The sequence below is a fragment of the Erythrobacter sp. JK5 genome (assembly GCF_018205975.1).
GTDB lineage: Bacteria > Pseudomonadota > Alphaproteobacteria > Sphingomonadales > Sphingomonadaceae > Erythrobacter.
The window spans coordinates 1,893,082-1,912,982 of record NZ_CP073577.1 but is presented as its reverse complement, the minus strand read 5'-3'; the positions used below and the strand labels follow the sequence as shown (position 1 = coordinate 1,912,982).

General features: G+C 65.6%; 21 protein-coding genes and 1 pseudogene. 14 read left to right on the top strand and 8 right to left on the bottom strand.

Translation table 11 applies throughout. From position 1 onward, the window contains the following. Window positions 1-34 precede the first annotated feature (34 nt). The 3 genes and pseudogenes from KDC96_RS09350 to KDC96_RS09340 all read left to right on the top strand — a co-directional run bounded on the left by KDC96_RS09350 (window position 35) and on the right by KDC96_RS09340 (window position 3,546). Window positions 35-945, top strand: a pseudogene (locus KDC96_RS09350) (sulfite exporter TauE/SafE family protein). Between the two features lie 38 nt (window positions 946-983). Next, window positions 984-1,706 carry a TIGR02186 family protein gene (locus tag KDC96_RS09345; protein WP_212452564.1) on the top strand — a complete coding sequence of 241 codons (723 nt, stop codon included), beginning with the start codon at window positions 984-986 and terminating at the stop codon, window positions 1,704-1,706. Between the two features lie 130 nt (window positions 1,707-1,836). Next, entirely contained in the window at window positions 1,837-3,546 is a 1,710-nt protein-coding gene (locus KDC96_RS09340) for an ATP-binding protein (RefSeq protein ID WP_212448191.1), read from the top strand. A 267-nt stretch (window positions 3,547-3,813) separates the two neighbouring features. Here KDC96_RS09340 and KDC96_RS09335 read toward each other — a convergent pair whose 3' ends face one another. From KDC96_RS09335 to KDC96_RS09325, 3 genes are all read right to left on the bottom strand, one after another. Next, window positions 3,814-4,548, bottom strand: a complete 735-nt coding sequence (locus KDC96_RS09335) for a 7-carboxy-7-deazaguanine synthase QueE (RefSeq protein WP_212448190.1) — start codon at window positions 4,546-4,548, stop codon at window positions 3,814-3,816. A 182-nt stretch (window positions 4,549-4,730) separates the two neighbouring features. Continuing rightward, window positions 4,731-5,093, bottom strand: a complete 363-nt coding sequence (locus tag KDC96_RS09330; protein ID WP_212448189.1) for a hypothetical protein — start codon at window positions 5,091-5,093, stop codon at window positions 4,731-4,733. Between the two features lie 22 nt (window positions 5,094-5,115). Beyond that, on the bottom strand, window positions 5,116-8,097 hold the full coding sequence (locus KDC96_RS09325) for a valine--tRNA ligase (RefSeq protein ID WP_212448188.1): 2,982 nt from the start codon (window positions 8,095-8,097) through the stop codon (window positions 5,116-5,118). Between the two features lie 143 nt (window positions 8,098-8,240). Here KDC96_RS09325 and KDC96_RS09320 point away from each other — a divergent pair, with 143 nt between their 5' ends. The 4 genes from KDC96_RS09320 (at window position 8,241) to KDC96_RS09305 (ending at window position 11,848) form a co-directional block, all read left to right on the top strand. Continuing rightward, window positions 8,241-9,353, top strand: a complete 1,113-nt coding sequence (locus KDC96_RS09320; protein ID WP_212448187.1) for an ABC transporter permease — start codon at window positions 8,241-8,243, stop codon at window positions 9,351-9,353. Window positions 9,354-9,356: 3 nt separating this feature from the next. Then, window positions 9,357-10,175, top strand: a complete 819-nt coding sequence (locus KDC96_RS09315; protein WP_212448186.1) for an ABC transporter ATP-binding protein — start codon at window positions 9,357-9,359, stop codon at window positions 10,173-10,175. A 63-nt stretch (window positions 10,176-10,238) separates the two neighbouring features. Then, on the top strand, window positions 10,239-11,186 hold the full coding sequence (locus tag KDC96_RS09310; RefSeq protein WP_212448185.1) for an MlaD family protein: 948 nt from the start codon (window positions 10,239-10,241) through the stop codon (window positions 11,184-11,186). Between the two features lie 11 nt (window positions 11,187-11,197). Next, window positions 11,198-11,848 carry an ABC-type transport auxiliary lipoprotein family protein gene (locus tag KDC96_RS09305; protein WP_249171738.1) on the top strand — a complete coding sequence of 217 codons (651 nt, stop codon included), beginning with the start codon at window positions 11,198-11,200 and terminating at the stop codon, window positions 11,846-11,848. Window positions 11,849-11,853: 5 nt separating this feature from the next. Here KDC96_RS09305 and KDC96_RS09300 read toward each other — a convergent pair whose 3' ends face one another. From KDC96_RS09300 to crcB, 5 genes are read right to left on the bottom strand one after another with little or no spacing between them, the layout of a single operon-like run. After that, window positions 11,854-12,579 (bottom strand): ATP12 family chaperone protein, encoded by a 726-nt coding sequence (locus KDC96_RS09300; protein WP_212448184.1) that lies wholly within the window; start codon window positions 12,577-12,579, stop codon window positions 11,854-11,856. Further along, the gene (locus KDC96_RS09295; RefSeq protein ID WP_212448183.1) at window positions 12,576-12,803 is read right to left on the bottom strand and encodes a hypothetical protein; all 228 of its coding nucleotides are present in this window, start codon (window positions 12,801-12,803) and stop codon (window positions 12,576-12,578) included. The genes KDC96_RS09300 and KDC96_RS09295 overlap by 4 nt, the downstream gene beginning before the upstream one ends. Beyond that, window positions 12,800-13,459 carry an HAD-IA family hydrolase gene (locus tag KDC96_RS09290; protein ID WP_212448182.1) on the bottom strand — a complete coding sequence of 220 codons (660 nt, stop codon included), beginning with the start codon at window positions 13,457-13,459 and terminating at the stop codon, window positions 12,800-12,802. The genes KDC96_RS09295 and KDC96_RS09290 overlap by 4 nt, the downstream gene beginning before the upstream one ends. Then, window positions 13,456-14,616 carry an RluA family pseudouridine synthase gene (locus KDC96_RS09285; protein WP_212448181.1) on the bottom strand — a complete coding sequence of 387 codons (1,161 nt, stop codon included), beginning with the start codon at window positions 14,614-14,616 and terminating at the stop codon, window positions 13,456-13,458. The genes KDC96_RS09290 and KDC96_RS09285 overlap by 4 nt, the downstream gene beginning before the upstream one ends. Beyond that, a complete protein-coding gene (crcB, locus tag KDC96_RS09280; RefSeq protein WP_212448180.1) occupies window positions 14,613-15,017 on the bottom strand; it encodes a fluoride efflux transporter CrcB in 405 nt (134 codons plus the stop codon). The genes KDC96_RS09285 and crcB overlap by 4 nt, the downstream gene beginning before the upstream one ends. Before the next feature lie 242 nt (window positions 15,018-15,259). Between crcB and rpsU the strand changes: the two genes are divergently transcribed. The 7 genes from rpsU (at window position 15,260) to KDC96_RS09245 (ending at window position 19,866) form a co-directional block, all read left to right on the top strand. Continuing rightward, window positions 15,260-15,466 carry a 30S ribosomal protein S21 gene (gene rpsU / locus KDC96_RS09275; RefSeq protein ID WP_066772550.1) on the top strand — a complete coding sequence of 69 codons (207 nt, stop codon included), beginning with the start codon at window positions 15,260-15,262 and terminating at the stop codon, window positions 15,464-15,466. 127 nt (window positions 15,467-15,593) lie between these two features. Then, window positions 15,594-16,244: an FKBP-type peptidyl-prolyl cis-trans isomerase gene (locus KDC96_RS09270; protein ID WP_212448179.1), complete on the top strand. Its 651-nt coding sequence runs from the start codon at window positions 15,594-15,596 to the stop codon at window positions 16,242-16,244. 24 nt (window positions 16,245-16,268) lie between these two features. Beyond that, a complete protein-coding gene (gatC, locus tag KDC96_RS09265; RefSeq protein WP_212448178.1) occupies window positions 16,269-16,571 on the top strand; it encodes an Asp-tRNA(Asn)/Glu-tRNA(Gln) amidotransferase subunit GatC in 303 nt (100 codons plus the stop codon). 102 nt (window positions 16,572-16,673) lie between these two features. Beyond that, window positions 16,674-18,158, top strand: coding sequence for an Asp-tRNA(Asn)/Glu-tRNA(Gln) amidotransferase subunit GatA (gene gatA / locus KDC96_RS09260; protein WP_212448177.1), 1,485 nt, complete (start codon window positions 16,674-16,676; stop codon window positions 18,156-18,158). Window positions 18,159-18,205: 47 nt separating this feature from the next. Further along, window positions 18,206-18,391 carry a hypothetical protein gene (locus tag KDC96_RS09255; RefSeq protein WP_212448176.1) on the top strand — a complete coding sequence of 62 codons (186 nt, stop codon included), beginning with the start codon at window positions 18,206-18,208 and terminating at the stop codon, window positions 18,389-18,391. Next, a complete protein-coding gene (locus KDC96_RS09250) occupies window positions 18,388-18,618 on the top strand; it encodes a hypothetical protein (RefSeq protein WP_212448175.1) in 231 nt (76 codons plus the stop codon). Before KDC96_RS09255 ends, KDC96_RS09250 begins: the two co-directional genes overlap by 4 nt. 90 nt (window positions 18,619-18,708) lie before the next feature. Then, window positions 18,709-19,866, top strand: coding sequence for an acyltransferase (locus KDC96_RS09245; RefSeq protein ID WP_212448174.1), 1,158 nt, complete (start codon window positions 18,709-18,711; stop codon window positions 19,864-19,866). Window positions 19,867-19,901 lie beyond the last annotated feature (35 nt).

The following is a 19,901-nucleotide window of genomic DNA, read 5'->3' as shown; positions in this document are numbered from 1 at the left end:
TAATCCGCTCGCCGGGTGAGCTAATCGCTTGGCCATGGACGTCTATCTCCCGATCGCGAATCTCTCGGTGAACGGGCTGTACATCGTGCTGCTCGGGGGCTGACCGGTATCCTGTCGGGCCTGTTCGGGGTGGGCGGAGGGTTCCTCACCACGCCGCTGCTGATCTTCTACGGCATTCCCCCCACGGTTGCGGCGGCATCGGCGGCGACCCAGGTGACCGGGGCGAGCGTTTCCGGGGTGCTGGCGCATCGCCGACGCCACGGGGTGGATTATCGCATGGGCCTGGTGATGGTCGGCGGCGGGGTGGTCGGCGCCCTGCTGGGTGCCGTGCTGTTCCGGTTGCTGCAATCGATCGGTCAGATCGATGTCGTCATCAACATTCTCTATGTCCTGATGCTCGGCACGATCGGTTCGCTGATGATGCGCGAGTCCATCGGTGCGCTGAGACCGCGCGGCTCCGCCACCGCGCAAGTGCGCAAGCGGCGCCATCACCCGCTGGTGGCGGGCCTGCCGTTTCGCTGGCGGTTCTATCGCTCGGGCCTCTACATATCGCCGCTGGCGCCGCTGATCCTGGGCACGGTCGTCGGGGTGCTGACGATGCTGATGGGCGTGGGTGGCGGGTTCATCCTGGTTCCGGCGATGCTCTACCTGCTCGGCATGAGCGGCAATGTCGTGGTCGGAACCTCGCTGTTCCAGATCCTGTTCGTGACGATGGTGACGACCATGACGCATGCCCTGACCACCAAGGCGGTCGACATCATACTGGCCGGATTGCTGCTGCTCGGTTCGGTGATGGGCGCCCAGTTCGGCACCCAGATCGCGCTCAAGGCGCGGCCGGAGATCCTGCGGCTGGTGCTGGCGGCGATCGTGATCGCGGTGGCGCTGAGGATGCTCTACGGACTCGGCGTACAGCCGGACGAGATCTACACCGTGAGCCCGCTGTGAGCCGCGCGCTCCGCCTTGGCTTTGTGCTGGCGGCGGCGATGTTCCTTTCCGGGCAGAGCGAGCCCATCCTTGTCCCAGAGGTCAGCGAATCGCGGATCGAGGTGCGGCAGGGTTTCACCGGCGCGGACCTGTTGCTCTACGGCGCAATCGTCGATCCGGCCGGGCCGGGAGCTACCGCAGATTACGATATCGTGGTCGTGCTCAAGGGGCCGACCGAACCGATCCGGTTGCGCGAAAAGGAGCGGATCGCCGGGATCTGGATGAATGCGGGGGACAGCGATTTCCGCTCGGCCCCCTCGTTCTTCGCCGTGGCATCCTCGCGTCCGATCAGCGAGATCGTCGATCCGCGCACCGCCGCGATCTACGAGCTCGGGACCAACTTCATCCAGCTCAGCCCGAGCGGGATGATCGATCCGCAGGTGCAGGCGCGTTTTGCCCGCGGACTGGTCGACATGCGCCAGCGCGCCGGGCTGTACAAGCAGGACGCCGAGGGGGTCCGGATCAAGCAAGGCGTGTTGTACCAGGCGCGGATCGCGCTGCCTTCCAATGTCACCACCGGGCCCTACACCGCCGAGACCTTCGCGATCGCCAATGGGCGGGTGGTCGCCAGCGCCACCGCCGAGATCGAGGTCGTCAAGGTCGGGCTTGAAGGTCAGGTGGTGGTCGCCGCCCAGAGGTGGTCGCCGCTCTACGGACTGGGGGCGATCCTGCTGTCGCTCGGAATGGGCTGGCTTGCCGGGCGCCTGTTCGCACGATTGTAATCCCGCCCGCGCGGTTTCGTTGACGCGATTTTAACCCCGTTCCCGTTATCTGCCTTCGGTTTAGCGATTGACCGGGCGCGCTCGCCCGGAGCGAGACTTCGCGACACTCGAAGGGACCAAGGGACCGCGCATGACCGATATGGGGCACCAGAATTTCGAACGCTTTACCGGGCCGGGTGGGCCGGGCAATGAAGCGGAGGACCGCGGCGAGGACACAGCGCAGGCGGATTCGCAATACGACAATGCCCGCGCGCCGATCGGCGTGGTGCTCGAAATCTCGGGTTCCGGGTCGCAGGTTGCGTTCGATCTTCCGCGCATCAACGAATGCATGCAGGACGATGATCCCTCGATCCAGCTTGCCGGGCAGGTCGGCAGCCAGATCAAGATCCGCGTCGGCGACGCGTGGCTGCTGGCCAACGTCCGCGATCAGCGCAAGGACCGCCGCACCGAAGGCGGGATCATTGCCAATATCGATTTCCTGGGCGAAGGCGGCGAGGAAAAACTGACCGGTCGCATCCACGGGTTCAAACGCGGTGTGACCCGCTATCCGGTGCCCGGATCGATGGTCTACCCAGCGACCACCAAGGACCTCGAGCAGATCTACGCCAGCGATGGCCGCGCCAACATCACCATCGGCAAGGTGTTTCCGACCAAGGATATCCGCGCCGGCCTGTATGTCGATGCGATGCTGGGCAAGCACTTCGCGCTGCTCGGGTCGACCGGTACCGGTAAGTCCACCAGCGCCGCGCTGATCCTGCACCGCATTTGCGAAGCCGCGCCGCAGGGCCACATCGTGATGATCGACCCGCACGGCGAATACAGCGCCGCGTTTCGCCAGACCGGCCAGATCCTCGACGTGTCGAACCTCAACATGCCGTACTGGCTGATGAATTTCGAAGAGCATTGCGAAGTGCTGCTCACCAGCGAGGGCAACAACCGCCAGGTCGATGCCGACATTCTGGCCAAGTGCCTGTTGCACGCGCGCTCGAAGAACCGGCTGGCGGAAACGATGGGCAAGATCACGGTGGATTCGCCGATCCCGTATCTGCTGTCGGACCTGTCCAACAAGATCCAGGACGAGATGGGCAAGCTCGACAAGGCGACGTCGTCTGCTCCGTACATGCGGATCAAGAGCAAGCTCGAGGAACTCAAGACCGACCCGCGCTACCAGTTCATGTTCTCGGGCATGCTGGTCGGCGACACGATGACGGAGTTCATCTCCAAGGTGTTCCGCATGCCGAGCGACGGCAAGCCGATCTCCATCATCGACGTGTCGGGCGTGCCGTCGGACATCACGTCGACCGTGGTCGCGGTGCTCAGCCGGCTGGTGTTCGACTTCGCGATCTGGGGCCGCGAAGAGAAACCGCGCCCGGTGCTGCTGGTGTGCGAAGAGGCGCACCGCTACGTTCCCAACGAGAAGAACTCGGACGGCTCTTCGGTCGGGCGCATTCTCAGCCGGATCGCCAAGGAGGGCCGTAAGTACGGCATCTCGCTCGGCCTCATCACCCAGCGCCCGTCCGACCTTGCCGAGGGCGTGCTGTCGCAATGCGGCACCATCATCTCGATGCGTCTCAACAACGATCGCGACCAGGCGTTCGTGAAGTCGGCGATGCCCGAAGGCTCGCGCGGGTTCCTCGATTCGATCCCGGCGCTGCGCAACCGCGAATGCATCATCTGCGGCGAGGGCGTCGCGATCCCGATCCGTGTCACCTTCGACACGCTCGAGGAACACAAGCGCCCGGCCTCGGAAGACCCGAGCTTCGTCGATCTCTGGAACCGCAGCGGCGGCGAGGAAGAGACGGTCGAGCGGGTCGTGCTGCGGTGGAGGTCGCAGGGTTAGAGTTCTTGTTTTCCGCACCCCATCCGGGGTGCGAAATCCTCGCTCATGCGACCTGAAGGTTGGGTGGCCTGACGGCCTTCTCCGCTTCGCTCCGAATCCACTGCGGGCGGGCGGTCGCCCTTGCGGTCGCTGCGCGACCGAGTGGTTTCTCCTTTCATTCTTCTTGCGAGCCGCAGGTGAGCCAGCGCGCGACCGCGCGCCGCCGCCACTGCGGCGAAGCCAAGCGGGCCGGATGGCCCGCGCCCGGCGTTTGAGGGCGAAAACAAATCACGTCCCCCGTTCATCCCCGTACAGATGAATGTGCAGCCGGTCGCTCATGCGCAGGCCGTGCTTCAGGCATAGTTCGCTGAGCCACGCCTGCTTCTCGCGCAACGCTGCGCTGGTCGTGCCTTCCGCCATCAGGAACAGCCTGTCGGGACGGATGCGGTGGCGGCGCTGCAGGTCCAACACCTCCTCGACGTCCTCCGGTGCGGCAATCACGAACTTGAAGAACGCGCGCGGATCGCTGGCATAGAAGTCGAGCCGCTCGGGGATCAGCGCCAGCGCCGCCTCGTTGCCCGAATGCGCCAGCTTGGGGCTGACGTTGTACTGATCGACCCGGATATCGACATGCGCGGTGGCCTTCACCGTGCCGTTGGTTTCGATCTCGACTGCGATATCGGGCAGCAGCGCGAGCAAATCCGCCAGCGGCCCGCATTGCATCAGCGGTTCGCCGCCGGTGATGACGAGCCGCGACTGGCCCAGCGCCGCGACAAGCTCGGCCACCTCCTCTTCGGGCAGGGTCACCTGATTGGCCTTGCGCGCGAACGCCACGCCGTCGCGATGCGGACGATTGTCGCCCTCGAACCGCCAGGTATAGGCGGTGTCGCACCAGGTGCAGGCGAGATTGCAGCGCGACAGGCGGATGAACGCGACCGGCGTGCCCGCGCTCGGCCCTTCGCCCTGCAGGCTGGCGAAGATTTCCGGCCCGCCGCTATCGTCGGTGGCCAGCACTAACGCCATGCTGCACCCGCACACGAAGTTGACACACCCGACACCGTGTCAGGCACTCCGGAGGTGCCCCAATCCCGCAGGAATCCTCGCAAAATCGCCCGAAAAGCGAAGTTGACACTTCTCCAACTCGAAACGCGGATTGCGGCATGGATCATGCGTGCGCCATGCCACGAATGGCGCGTGTAGGAAACCTAGCCGACCGTTCCGATCTCGTCGAAGCCGTCCTTGAGATTTCCCGTCGCCAGCCCGGTGTCCTCGTCGAATAGGTCGGGCGCGCCGAATTCGATCTCGAACTCGCCCTTGGCAAAGGCGGTGATGCGCTCGATCCAGATATCGCCCGCTTCGCCGTATTCCTCCTCGATCGCGTCGCGCAGGTCGCTCGACCACGCTTTCCAGCTCTTGTGGAGCCGTTCGAGCGTGTCGATCGCTTCGGCGGCATCGCCGTCCAGCGCGGCGATCAGCGTCACGTCGTCACCGTGCCATTCGCCCTCGGCAAACAGGCCCTTGCCCGACTTGCGGGCGGAAAAGTCGAATTCCTCGGAAAAGTCGCTCATTGCTTTCCATCCTGAACGATCGTCAACCCAGCCGCTCGAGCGCCGCCTTCAGCCGTTCGACCTCCGCCGTATGGTGGGCAAAATCGGCCTTGGCCTTGTCGACCGCCTCCGGCTTTGCCCGCTCGACGAAGTTCGGGTTCGACAGCCGACCCCCAAGCGATTTCGCCTCTTTGTCAGATGCGGCGAGCGCTTTTTCAAGTCGCGATTTCTCGGCCTCGACATCGATGATGCCTGCAAGCGGGATGACGAACACGTCGCCCGCTCCCGAACCGGACTGCGCGGTGACCTGCATCGCGGGGCCTGCGGGGGCTTCGCCAATGGTCACGGGGGTCAGGCGCGCGAGCCGCTCGATCGCGGCGCTCGATCGCGCGATCGTGCTGGCCGCGAGGTCCGACGCGTGCGGAACATACGCCGCCAGCTTCGCGCCCGGCGGGATGCCGAGCTCGTTCCTGGCGCTGCGGACATTGGTGGTGAGGTCGATCACCCAGTCGATCGCGTCGGTCGCGTCCTTCGACACTGCGGCGCGCGGATTGGGCCAGCTGGCAACGATCAGATCGTACTGGCGCTCACCCTGCGCGTGCCACAGCTCTTCGGTGATGAAGGGCATGAACGGGTGCAGCATGACGAGGATCTGGTCGAGCGCCCACCCGGCGACTGCGCGGGTTTCGACCGCGGGCATGGCCTCGGGGTCAGCGCCTTCGGCGAAGACCGGCTTGATCAGTTCCAGATACCAGTCGCAGAACTTGCTCCACGTGAACTGGTAGATCGCGTTCGCCGCCGCGTCGAAGCGCAGGTCGGCCATCGCCCTGTCGAGCTCCTCGACGCAGGTCTGCACCTCGCCGATGATCCACTGGTTGGCGGCGAGGCGCGCGGTCGGGGCCTTGATCGTGGTGCTCCTGCCGATGCCGTTCGACTGGCAGAACCGCGTCGCGTTCCACAGCTTGGTGGCGAAGTTGCGATAGCCTTCGACCCGCTTCTCATCCATCTTGATGTCGCGGCCCTGGCTTTCCATCGCCGCCATGAAGAACCTGAGCGCGTCGGCACCGAACTGGTCGATCAGGCCGAGCGGGTCGACGACATTGCCCTTGGATTTCGACATCTTCGAGCCATCGGCAGCGCGCACGAGGCCGTGGAGATACAGGCGCGGCCACGGGGCCTCACCCATATTGTACTGCCCCATCATCATCATCCGCGCATCCCAGAAGAACAGGATGTCGAACCCGGAGATGAGCAGGCTGTTGGGGAAGTGTTTCTCCAGATACGTCATGCCAGCGGAAGCTGGCATCTCGGGCGTATGTGTGCTGTCGCCTGAGACCCCAGCTTTCGCTGGGGTGACGGGAGGGGAGGCATCGGGCCACCCCAGCGTCGCGAACGGCCACAGCGCAGAGGAGAACCACGTGTCGAGGACGTCGGGGTCGCGCTTCAAATAGATGGTGAAGTGATCGCCATTTCGTTTGTGTCCCACCGCATCGCGGAGCTCAACATCGACCGTGAACTGAGGAGGACAATGATTCCGATAGAACTCGGTCGCTTTGAGGATCACACCATCTTCTGATTCGGCTACGAATACCTCCTCTGGTTCGTCGGCTAGGCGCTTCCACATACTCCCTTCAGAATCATCCTGGGTTTCAAAGACTAATGGTGAGAAACCAAACCAGGCCGGAATTCGGTGCCCCCACCACAGCTGGCGCGAGACGCACCACGGCTGGATGTTCTCCATCCAGTTGAAGAAGGTTTTCTCCCAGGACTTCGGAACGATCTCGATCGTGCCGTCGCGCACGTCCTTGATCGGCTTTTCGGCGAGTTTCGCCGCATCGACATACCACTGGTCGGTCAGCCACGGCTCGATCGCCACGCCGCCGCGGTCGCCGAAGGGGGTTGCGATCTGGCGCGGTTCGGCGTCCAGCATTTGCACCTCGTCGTGCTTTGTGCGGACAACGTGCGGGATCAGGTATTCCTGTTCCTTGAGCCGCTGCACCACCAGTTCGCGTGCCCCATCGACCCCGTCGCGCTTGAAGCGGTGCAGGCCGATGAATTCCTCCGGCACCAGCCCGTCTGCCGTCTGGCAGACATTGGCGTCGCCATCGAGCATGTTGAGCATCTCGGCGGGCGCGAAGCCTGCGCGCTTGCCGACCTCGAAGTCGTTGAAATCGTGCCCCGGCGTGATCTTCACCGCGCCCGAACCCAGTTCCGGATCGGCGTGTTCGTCCGCGACGATGGGAATGCGCCGCCCGGTCAGCGGCAGGATCACGTGCTTGCCGACGACCGACTTATAGCGCTCGTCGGACGGGTGAACCGCGACCGCCATATCGGCCAGCATCGTCTCGGGCCGGGTGGTCGCGACCTCGATATAGTCCTGGCCGCTGTCGAGCGTCACGCCGTCTGCGAGCGGATATTTGAAGTGCCAGAAGCTCCCCGGAATGGTCTGCTGCTCCACCTCGAGATCGGAGATCGCGGTCTTGAGCTTCGGGTCCCAGTTGACCAGCCGCTTGTCGCGGTAGATCAGCCCGTCGTTGTAGAGATCGACGAAGGTCCTGAGCACCGCCTTGGTAAAGTGCGGGTCCATCGTGAACTGCTCGCGCGACCAGTCCATCGAACAGCCCAGCCGCCGCAGCTGGTGGGTGATCTTGCCGCCGGATTCGGCCTTCCATGCCCACACCTTGTCGACGAATTCCTCGCGCGAATAATTGGTGCGCTTGTCCTGCTTCTCTTCAAGCTGGCGCTCGACCACCATCTGCGTCGCGATGCCCGCATGGTCGGTGCCGACCACCCACAGCGCATCCTTGCCGCGCAGGCGCTCGTACCGGATCACCACGTCCTGCAGCGTGTTGTCGAGCGCATGGCCGATATGGAGGCTGCCCGTCACATTGGGCGGCGGGTTCACGATCGTGAAGGCTTCCGCGTCGGGGCGTTCGGGCCGGAAACCGCCGGTTTCCTCCCAATGCCGGTACCATCGCGCCTCGATTTCGGCGGGGTCGAACGTGGTGGATAATTCGCTTGTCATTTTCGTCGCTTGCGTCCCGAGGGCGCGCCCCGGCCAATCCTGTCAATTCCTGGTCGCGATTCTCAATACAGCGCGCATTGTGCGACGCAACGTCTGAGAGTCCTCACTTGTGGTGCGACGGATTTCCCCGCATAGCCAAGGCGATGGACGGGCTGGCGCATTTTGCACTGGAGGATGACGGCGCCGGGGGCGCACGGCTGGCGCTTTCCGGAACGGTGCTGGTGTCCACCGTCGGCGCGATCGATCAGGACCTGTTCGCCATCACCGACGCGGTATCGGCGGTCGATGTTTCGGGGATCGAGGAGATCGATACCGTCGGGGCATGGGTCGCCTGCCGCCTCGCCGCCAAGCACGATGCCGAAATCGTCGGCGCCGATGCCCACACCCGGCGAATCCTCGATGCGGTCGAAAGCGCCAGCAGCGATGCCGACATCGTCCCGCCGCGCGTTCCGGTGTGGACCCGCGTGCCGGTCGCGATGGGCGAAAAGGTCGCCGCGATGCGCAGCGGCATCTACGGGGTGGTGGGCTTTTTCGGGCAGATCCTGATCGGGTTCGGCAGCCTCATCCGCAATCCTTCGCGCTTCCCGATCAAGGCGCTGGTGCGCCAGATGGAGCTGGTCGGCGTGTCGGCGCTGCCGATCATCGGGCTGATGAGCTTCCTGATCGGGATCGTCATCGCGCAGCAGGGCGCGGTGCAGCTCGAACAGTTCGGGGCCGAAGCGCTGACGGTCAACCTCGTCGGCCGCATCACCCTGCGCGAGCTCGGCGTGCTGATGACCGCGATCATGGTCGCAGGCCGTTCGGGCAGCGCCTTCGCGGCGCAGATCGGCACGATGAAACTGACCGAGGAAATCGACGCGATGCGCACGATCGGCCTCTCCCCGGTCGAGGTGCTGATCATCCCCCGCATCCTTGCATGCACCTTCATGATGGTGCTGCTGGGGTTCTATTCCTCGCTGATCGGGATCATCGGCGGCGCGGTGGTCGGCCAGTTCGCGCTCGGCATCCCGTTCCTGACCTTCCTCGATCGCATCCAGGACGTGGTGCCGACGCACGATCTGTGGGTCGGGCTGATCAAGGCCCCGGTGTTCGGCCTGATCGTGGCGCTCGCGGGCTGCTATCACGGGATGCAGGTCAAGGGGAATTCCGAGGAGGTCGGCACCCGCACCACCATGGCGGTGGTCTCGGCGATTTTCGCGGTGATCGTGCTCGACGCGTTCTTCGCGGTGTTCTTTACCGAGATTGGCTGGGGCTAGGCGATGGTGGAGATCAATCCTGCCGACGGTGGCGAGCCGCCGATCGTGGTCGAGGGGCTCGAGAACCGGTTCGACGATTTCGCGGTGCACCAGAATCTCGACCTCACGGTCAGGCGCGGCGAAATCCTGGGCGTGGTCGGGGGATCGGGCACCGGCAAATCGGTGCTGATGCGCTCGATCATCGGGCTCCAGATCCCCACCGCCGGGAGCATCCACGTGCTCGGCCAGAGCATCACCGATGCCGATCCCGACGAAAATATCGGGGTGCGCAGCCAGTGGGGGGTGCTGTTCCAGGGCGGGGCGCTGTTTTCGACCCTTACGGTGGGTGAGAATGTCGAGGTCCCGCTCAAGCAGTTCTATCCCGAGATCGAGCCCAGCTTGCGGCGCGACATCGCGCGCTACAAGGTGATGCTGTCGGGCCTGCCCGAAGAGGCGATCTCGAAATACCCGTCGGAGCTTTCGGGCGGGATGAAGAAGCGCGCCGGACTGGCCCGCGCGCTCGCGCTCGATCCCCAGCTGCTGTTTCTCGACGAACCGACCGCCGGGCTCGATCCGGTCGGCGCGGCCAAGTTCGACCGGCTGACCAAGGAATTGCAGGAAACGCTGGGGCTCACCGTGTTCCTGATCACCCACGATCTCGATACGCTCTACGAAATTTGCGACCGGGTGGCGGTGCTAGCGGACAAGCAAGTGATCGCAGTGGGCACGATCCCCGAACTGATCGACACCAACCACCCGTGGATCGACGAATATTTCAACGGACCGCGCGGCCGCGCCGCCAAGGGCAGCCACCTGCGCGCGCGGGCGGAAACAGGGGACTGACAGGATGTTGGATAAACCAAACCCATGGACAGGCGCGCCCCGGCGCGTCCATAGGGAGCGCTGATGGAAACGCGAGCGAACCACCTCTGGGTCGGCCTGGTGACGTTGATTTTGCTGGCGGCGCTGGCGGCGTTCATCGTCTGGATCGCGCGCCTCGGGCAGGGCGAGCAGAACGAATACGACATCTTCTACGCGCAATCGGTTTCCGGGCTCGCCAACGGCAGCCAGGTTTCGTTCGCCGGGGTGCCTGTCGGCCAGGTGAGCGATATCGCACTGTCGAACGAAAACCCCGAATTCGTGCGGGTGCGGATCAAGGTGAAGGAAGACGTGCCGATCCTGGTCGGGACCACGGCAACGATCCAGGCGAGCTTCACCGGAGTTTCGACGATCCTGCTCGACGGTGCGCGCAAGGATGCACCGGCGATCACCTGCGAAACGACCGCCTGCCCCGAAGGCCGCCCGGTCATTCCGCCGGGCCGCGGCGGGTTCGGCGAACTGGTCGCCAACGCGCCGCTGCTGCTCGAACGGCTGGCGACGCTGACCGAGAACCTGAACACGCTGCTGGGTCCGGAAAATCAGCAGCAGATATCCGAGATCCTTGCCAATTCCAGCCGCCTGACCGGCGAGCTGGCCGAAGCCGCGCCGCGCCTCGAAGGCACGTTTGCCGAGCTTGAAGTGGCGCTGAAGGAAGCCGGCGAGGCGCTCGACGCGTTCGAACAGGCCACGCTGACCACCGACAGGCTGTTGAACCAGGAAGGCCCGGCGCTTGCCACCGAGCTGCGCGGAACGCTGAAGTCGGCCAATCAGGCGGCGGCGTCGCTGGCGGCGACGCTGGAAGACACGCGGCCCGCCGCGCGGGCGCTGCGCGAGACCACGCTGCCTGCCGCCGAAGCGACCCTGCAGGATCTGCGCACGACCAGCCGCAGCCTGCGGGCGATTACCGAGCGGCTCGAAACCCAGGGGGTCGGTTCGCTGGTCGGCAATCAGAAACTGCCCGATTACGAGCCGTGAGAGGAGTGCAGGTGAACAACCGCATCAGAATACATTGCATCGCCGCCGCGCTCTCGGCCGGGCTGCTGCTGGGCGGCTGCGTCAGTTTCGGCGCGGGCGACCCGCCCGAAAGCCTGCTGACGCTGAAGCCGACCGCGACAGCCGCAGCGGGCGCGGGCGCACGGGCGGGCGAAGGCGCGACGATCGCGGTGCTGACGCCCGAGACCCCGGCCAAGCTCGATGTGCTGCGGGTTCCGGTAACGGTCAGCGATACCGAGATCGCCTACCTTCAGGAAGCCTTCTGGGTCGAACGGCCCGCGCGGTTGTTCCGTCGCCTGCTGGGCGAAACTCTGCGCGCGCGCGGATCGGTGCTGGTGCTCGACAGCGACGACACGCCGACGCTCGCCGACCGGACCCTGCGCGGGACGCTGCTCGACATGGGCTACGATGCCGGATCGTCTGCGGTGGTGGTGCGCTACGACGCGGTGCGCACCGGAGAAGGCGGCGCGGTCGAATCGCGCCGGTTCGAAGCGCGCGAAAGCGGCGTGCTGCCCGATGCGGCGTCGGTCGGCCCGGCGCTGAACCGCGCGGCCAACACGGTTGCGGGCGAAGTCGCGGACTGGATGACGGAGGGCTCGATCGCGCCGAGCGCGCCAGCCGTCGCGGACAGCCCGGCCGGGTAATCCGGCTATTCGGGGCGAGACCCCGCGATCCACTCGTCTCCCTGCGCCAGTCGGGCGAGCTGGTGTGCGAACAGGAAATCGAGCTCGCGCCTTATCCGGCGGTCCTCGGCTTCCTCGTCCCGTCCCCACAGCTCGGCCTGCCATTCCTCTTCGAGACCGGCTGCCCGCCACAGGGGTCGCGGATCGCCATCGGTCTCGAGCGCGGTCAGCCCCACCACCAGCGAAGCCGCGAGGCTGGTCATGCTTTCCACCGCCGCCAGGCAAAAGGCATCGAGCGACGCGAGCCGTAGTTTCAGCTTCTCCAGCGCGGCTTCGTCCTGCGGGGCATGGATGACGCCGCTCACGCGCTTCAATGTCACCCCTTCGCGCGCTTCGAAAGCAGACAGGATCGGCTCCCACACCTGCTGCTGGCGCGCATACAGCGGCTCGTCGGGATGCGCCCGGTAAAGCAGCGTGTCGGTATCGGAATAGGCGACCAGCTTGAACGCGACGCCTGCGGGATGCGGCGCCACGACGTCGATGGCGTAATCGACCATGTCGCGCAGGCGGAACGAGCCGGGATCGATCTCGTCATCCTGAGCGCGCCATTCGGAAGCGAGTGCAAAGGCCATATCTTCGTGCGGCACGATCTGCGGTTTGCGCTGGACGGTCTTCACCCCGCGCCCGTCGAGCGTGACCTGCCAGCCGCCGCCTGCCTCGGCAACGGCGACCATGTCGTAAAAGCGTTTCACTCCGGCTGGTCCCGATCGTTCGCCTTCCAGCTCTTGGCCAGCAGCGGCGGGACAAAGAAGAACGCGAGCAATCCGGCCACCGTGAGCGCGATGCCGAGCGCATAGGGCGCGTCGATCACCGCGCGCGCGATCATCAGGCCCATCAGCAGCACCGCGAGCGATCCGAAACGCACCCCGCCGAGAATGAAATAGCGGCGCTTTGCCCGCGCTTCGTCGTCGCTCACAGCAGCCGCTCCAGGTCGGCGACGTCCTGCGCGATCGCGGCAGCGCCTGCCAGCGTCAGCTCGCCCGGCTCGTGATAGCCCCAGGCCACGCCCACCGCGCGGACATTGGCGGCGCGCGCCATGTCGATATCGAAAGTCGTATCGCCGATCATCACCGCCTCGTCCGGCGTCGCTCCGGCTTCGAACAGCGCCGCTTCGAGCATCGCGGGATGCGGTTTCGACGGGTGGCGATCGGCGGTCTGGAGCGAGACGAACAGGTCGGTAAGGCCGTGCGCGGCGAGCACCGCCTCGAGACCGCGATCCGACTTGCCGGTCGCGACGGCGAGCTGCCAGCCGCTGCCGTGAAGCGCGCCGAGCAGGTCGGCGATGCCGTCGTACAGCGGTTCGTGCAGGACGCCCTCCTGCCGCCTGGCGAAATATCCGCTCTTGTAGAATTCGACCACATTGCGCGCGTCGTTGTCGGTCAGGTCGGGCGCAAGCTTGCGGATCGCCACCGGCAGGCTGAGCCCGACGATCCGGCGCACATCGTTGCGGTCGGGCGCGGGGATCTTCGCGCGCTCAAACGCCTGCACCATCGTGTCGCAGATGTCCGCCTGCCCATCGACCAGCGTGCCGTCACAATCGAACACGGCCAGGCGCGGCTTGGGCCGGGTCACTTTTTGCGCCCCTTGGGCTTGCCTTTGACCTTGCGCTTGGCGGTGGCGGCGGAGGTGGTCCGGCTGCGCCGTTCGCCGCGGCGTTCCTTGCGGTATTGCTTGGCGTGCTGGCGCGCGGCCTGCTTTTTCTGCGCCGGAGTGCGCTCGGGCGCTTGGTCGCGCATCGGGGCGGCATCGCTCAGCGCGGGGTCGAACCCCAGCGCTTCCATGCTCGCGGCGAAATGATCGGGCAGATCGGCCGTCACGTCGAGCTTGCCGCCGGTGCCCTTGCTGCCCGGCTCGGCGATGATCAGGCGGCGCGCGTGAAGGTGCATCTTGCGGCTAATCGTGCCGGTCAGGAACGCATCCTGCCCGCCATACTTGCCGTCGCCCACGATCGGATGGCCGATCGCCGCCATGTGCACGCGCAGCTGGTGGGTGCGTCCGGTCAGCGGCTCCAGCTCGACCCAGGCCGCCTTCTGTCCGGCGCGCTCGATCACGCGGTAGCGGGTCTTGGCCGGTGCACCTTCGTCTTCGTCGACATGCATCTTCTCGCCGCCGGTGCCCGGTTGCTTGGCGAGCGGCGCGTCGATCGTGCCTTCGCGCACCTCGGGCACGCCGACCACCAGCGCCCAGTAGACTTTGCGCGCGGTGCGCCCGGCAAAGCGCTTCGAATAGGCGGCGGCGCTGCCCGGCGTGCGCGCGATCAGCAGCACGCCCGAGGTGTCCTTGTCGAGCCGGTGGACGAGGCGCGGCCGGGGCGTCTCGTCATCCTCGACGAACGCATCGAGCAGCCCGTCGACATGGCGGTTGGTCTTGCTGCCGCCCTGCGTCGCGAGGCCCGGCGGCTTGTTGAGCACGATTGCGGTGCGGGTCTCGCGGATCACCATCGCGCGCGCTTCGGCGATGTCCTCCGCCGAGAGTTCGCGCCGGGGGCGCGGTTTCTTGCCCGTCGGTTCGCCGCCCGGCGGCACCCGCAGCACCTGTCCGGTGGCGAGGCGGTCCTCGGGCCGGGCGCGCTTGCCATCGACCCGCACCTGCCCCGTCCGCGCCCAGCGCGAGATCGTTGCAAAGCCGATCTGCGGCAGGTTGCGCTTGAACCAGCGGTCGAGCCGGATGCCGTCGTCGTCCTCGGCAATGGTGAACTGGCGCACCCGGTCGGAAGGTTTGGGCGTCATGCGACGGCTCGCACCAGCAGCAGCCCGATATACAGCGCGCCGACCCCCGCCAGCACCGATCCGCCCGAATAGGCGAGCGCAAGACCGATCGCGCCGCGCTCGATCAGCAGCAGCATTTCGAGCCCGAACGCGCTGAAGGTGGTGAACCCGCCCAGCAGCCCGACGCCGAGCAGCAGGCGCAGTGTCTCGTTTGCGCCGCCATGCCGGGCGAGCCAGCCGAACAGCAGCCCCATGGCAAAGCAGCCGAGCAGGTTCGCGGCGAAAGTCGACCATGGAAATGCATTTGCGGGGCCGATGTAGTGCATGACCGCACGCCCCAGCTGGTAGCGCCCGAGTGCGCCGATGGCGCCTCCGGTGGCGACGAAGGCCGATGCGGTGAGGGGGGAAAGGGTGACAGACATTGCGCCGATGCCTTTAGCGGGGGCATGCCGCGCTGCATAGCGCGAGCTGCCCGAGGGCGACCGATCCGGTGTGGCCGCGCTGCAACGCCCGCAGAACCTTGCCAAAATCGTGCCCGGGCGCTATACGACACCCAGTTCGAGCGCGATCCATCTGGATTCGCGCCGTTTCCAGCGTCAATTTTGCGTGCATCCCCGCACACTTACGCGGGCTCTGTGCGGTTTCGAGAAGGTAGTGATCTTTTATGCAAATCATCGTTCGCGATAACAATGTCGACCAGGCTCTGCGCGCGCTCAAGAAGAAGCTGCAGCGCGAAGGTGTCTATCGCGAGATGAAGCTGCGTCGCCACTACGAAAAGCCGAGCGAGAAGCGCGCCCGTGAGAAGGCTGCCGCCGTGCGCCGCGCCCGCAAGCTCGAGCGCAAGCGGATGGAACGCGACGGCGTCAAGTAAGCCGTCGGCGGTTCGAGCGATAATCGCTTGAACGCACACCCACGATAAGCCATCAGGGCGCGGTTTCATCCCGCGCCCTTTTGCTATCGACCATCGGCAAAAGCCGCCTCTCGATCAGGATAGATAAATGGCCGAAGTCACCCGCGTACCGATTCATCCCATCGCCAAGGGATCGCTCACCAAATTGTGGCTGGGCGTGATCGTCGCGATCCTGCTGGGCGGCGGCCTCGCATGGGCGGCGCTGCCCAAGAGCTTCTCGATGGACACGATTGCCGCAGGCGAAGGCGCGAGCCCGCAGGTCGGCGACATGGCGTTCGTCAAGTACACCGGCAAGCTGGCCGATACCGGCGAAGTGTTCGACGAATCGCAGGACATTCCGCTCCCGATCGAGGGGATTTTCCCCGAAGGCACGCCGTTCCCGGTCGAGGACGGGGCGACGATCCCGGGCTTCTTCAAGGGGCTGCAGCAGATGCAGAAGGGCGGAAAGTACGAACTCTTCATCCCGGCCGAAGACGCCTATGGCGCGGAGGAGAAAGCCGATCCGCAGACCGGCGAGGTCCGCATTCCGGCCAATTCCGACCTGGTTTTCGAAGTCGAGCTGGTCGATTTCATGAGCCGCCAGGAATTCGACCGCAACCTCGCGATCCTGCAACAGGCGCTGCAACAGCAGATGCCGGGCGGACCGGGACCGGGTGGCCCCGGCGGCCCGCCGCCGTCTGCACCGCCCGAAGGCGCCCCCGCTCAGCCGCAGGGCACCCAGCCCGGTCCTGCCGAATAAGCACACGAGAAAGGGCATCCTCCCATGTCCGTAGACAAAGCGACCGTCGCCAAGATTTCGCAACTGGCGCGGATCAAGATGACCGACGAAGAGCTCGACCGGATGGTGCCCGAACTGAACGGCATCCTGACCTGGGTCGAGCAGCTGGGCGAAGTCGACGTGACCGGGATCGAGCCGATGAGCGCGGTGATCCCCAACACCTTGCGGCTGCGCGACGACGTGATCGACGCCGATCCGAAGACCGGCGGCGGACGGCGCGACGACGTGCTCGCCAATGCGCCTGCCGCCGAACACGGATTTTTCGGTGTGCCGAAGGTGATCGAATAGAACTGCATATGCCATCCCGCTCGTGCTGAGCTTGTCGAAGTGCGAGCGGAGTAACGTCCGAGGGGTTCGCCCTTCGACAGGCTCAGGACGAACGGATTTGAAGTGAGCGAAGAACTGACCAAACTCGGCGTCAAGGCCATCCGCGACGGTGTCGCCGGCGGTGACTTTACCGCGCGCGAAGTGGCGGAAAGCTTCAACGCGGCCGTGGCCGAAGCCGCAAAGCTCAACGCCTTTATCGTCACCACGCCCGACCATGCGCTCGCCGCCGCTGACGCGACCGACGCAAGGCGTGCGAAGGGCGAGGAACTCGGCGCGATGGGCGGTGTACCGATCGGCATGAAGGACCTGTTTGCCACCCATGGCGTGCAGACCACCGCTGCGTCGCACATCCTCGAAGGGTTCAAGCCGCAATACGAAAGCACCGTCTCGCAGAACCTGTGGGATGCGGGCGCGGGGATGCTGGGCAAGCTCAATCTCGATCAGTTCGCGATGGGCTCCTCGAACGAGACTTCGTATTTCGGCAATGTCGCCTCGCCATGGCGCAAGGCCGGATCGAACCAGCCGATGAGCCCCGGTGGTTCGTCGGGCGGTTCGTCCTCCGCCGTGTCCGCGCGGATCGCGCCCGCCGCGACCGGCACCGACACCGGTGGCTCGATCCGCCAGCCCGCCGCGTTCGCCGGCATCTGCGGGATCAAGCCGACCTATGGCCGTTGCTCGCGCTGGGGCGTGGTGGCGTTCGCCTCCTCGCTCGATCAGGCCGGGCCGATGGCGCGCAGTGTCGAGGATTGCGCGATCATGCTCGGTGCGATGGCGGGTTTCGACCCGAAGGACGCGACTTCGCTGCAGATGGAAGTGCCCGACTGGGAAGGCGCGCTCAGCGCGGACCTCAAGGGCAAGACAGTCGGCATTCCCCGGGAATACCGCATGGAGGGCACCGACGAGGCGATCCTCGACAGCTGGGAACAGGGCAAGGCGTGGCTCAAGGATGCGGGCGCTCAGATCGTCGATATCTCGCTGCCGCACACCAAATACGCGCTGCCCGCCTATTACATCATCGCGCCCGCCGAAGCCTCGTCCAACCTCGCGCGCTACGATGGCGTGCGCTATGGTCTGCGCGACCTGCCCGAAGGCGCAGGGCTGCAGGACATGTACGCCGCTACCCGCGAGGCGGGGTTCGGCGACGAGGTGAAACGCCGCATCCTGATCGGCACCTATGTGCTTTCGGCTGGCTTCTACGATGCCTATTACAACCAGGCGCAGAAGGTGCGGGCGCTGGTCGCGCGCGACTTCGAGCAGGCCTGGGCGCAGTGCGACCTCATCCTCGCCCCGACCACGCCGACGGCGAGCTTCCCGCTCGGCAGCCTCAACGACGACCCGCTGACGATGTATCTGAACGACGTCTTCGCGGTGCCCGCCTCGCTGGCGGGCCTCCCCGCCATGAGCGTCCCGGCGATGCTCAACGAGGACGGGTTGCCGCTGGGCCTGCAGCTGGTGGGCAAAGCATTCGACGAGCAGACCGTGCTCGATGCCGGGCTGGCGATCCAGCAGCGCGCCGGGTTCGACCATGCGCCGGAGAAGTGGTGGTGATACGGAAATACGTTTCGGTCCTTGCTTGGTGCATTTATTTTGCTTTCATGGCCTACGCCTTCTTCGACGGCTGGTTTCAGTGGCAATTGATTGTGATCGGACTTGGCTTCGCAACAGCTATCCACGTCTGGGCTTTCGGCTTCGAGTATCTTGAAAGGCGGTTTGACGTCGGTGAAGCCCGGTTCGACAGCGAAACGGGGCAGCCGATACCCGATCGTCGGGACGGGCGATGACCTTCGTCGCGGTTTCCGTGATGATCTTTCTCATCGCCTTCGTTCTTATCGGCGGGGTGGTGATGTATCTCTCAAGGACGATCGATCACGGCGAAGCGCGGTTCGACAGCAAGACCGGCAAGCCCTTGAACGGATCCGGGACAGGGCCGCGGCATGATGGTCCGACGCGGCCCGCGACGCGGATCGAGGACAAGGACGACGATCCCTCTTCGTCATCCCGGACTTGATCCGGGATCCAGCTTACTTTGCGTTTGGGCCGCTCTGGATTCCGGCCTCCGCCGGAATGACGGGTTAGGACGGTGGGCGCGGGCGGCACCATGGCGGCAACTCGGCAACCCACTCACCGCTTCATCGCGCTCGATTCCCTGCGCGGGATTGCTGCGCTCGCCATCGCCTACTTCCATCTCGGCGGCGACGGGATGTTGCTCGGCAGCGCCTTCCATGCGCGCCTCGCCATCGCGGTCGATTTCTTCTTCGTGCTGTCGGGCTTCGTGATCTTCGCGAGCTATCACGAGCGGCTCGCGCAGGGCTTTTCGACGGCGCGGTTCATGCTGCTGCGGATCGGGCGGCTGTGGCCGCTGCATGTGGCGATCCTGCTCGCTTTCTTCGCGCTCGAACTGGTGCCGCTGGTGCTTGGCGAGGGCTCGGGTGCCTTCACCGGCAGGCGCTCGCTCGAAACTCTCCCGGCCAACCTGCTGCTGCTCCAGACCTACGTCCATCCCGGGGGGATGACGTGGAACGGGCCGAGCTGGTCGATCTCGGTCGAACTGGGCCTGTATTTACTCGCCGCGATCCTGCTGAACCGTATCCCGCGCGTCGCGCCGTTCGTGTTCGCTGCCCTGGCGGTGGCGGCGGGGGTCACGCTCGCGGGGGTCGACTGGAAAGCGCATCCCGACTTCGCGTTTGGCGCGACCTCCATCCTGCGCGGGATTGGCGGATTCGGCTTCGGAGTGCTGGCGGCGTGGCTGTGGCTGCGTTTGTCCTCTGTCGAGCCATGGCGACGCCGTGCGCCGTTCCTCGAAGTCGCCACCGCGCTGCTTGCGCTGGCTGTCGTCCTGTGGCCGATGGGGCTGATGTCAAACCACATCGCCTTCGCGCTGCTGGTGTTCGTGTTCGCTTTCGATGCCGGACCGCTCAGCCGTGCGCTGGCGTTGCGCGGGTTCGTGTGGGTCGGGCTGATCTCCTACTCGATCTATCTCGTGCACCCGCTGGTCTACCGGCTGGCGTTCCCCGCGTTCCGCCTGCTCGAAGCGCAGACCGGGCTGGCGCTCACCGCTGCCGAGGCGAACGGACAGCTCGCCATCGCGCCGACTGGCCTCGCCGCCGAGGCCGTCGCGGCGCTGTTTCTCGCGCTGGTCCTCGCCGCCGCGCATGTGGCCTACCTCCTGATCGAGCGCCCGACGCGCGACTGGTCGCGGCGCAAGGCGCGGCAATTCGGCGCAGGGCAGGCCGAAGCGAGCGCGCCGACCATCTAGCCTCTGGAAAGCCGCCGCAACTCGCACTATCGGAA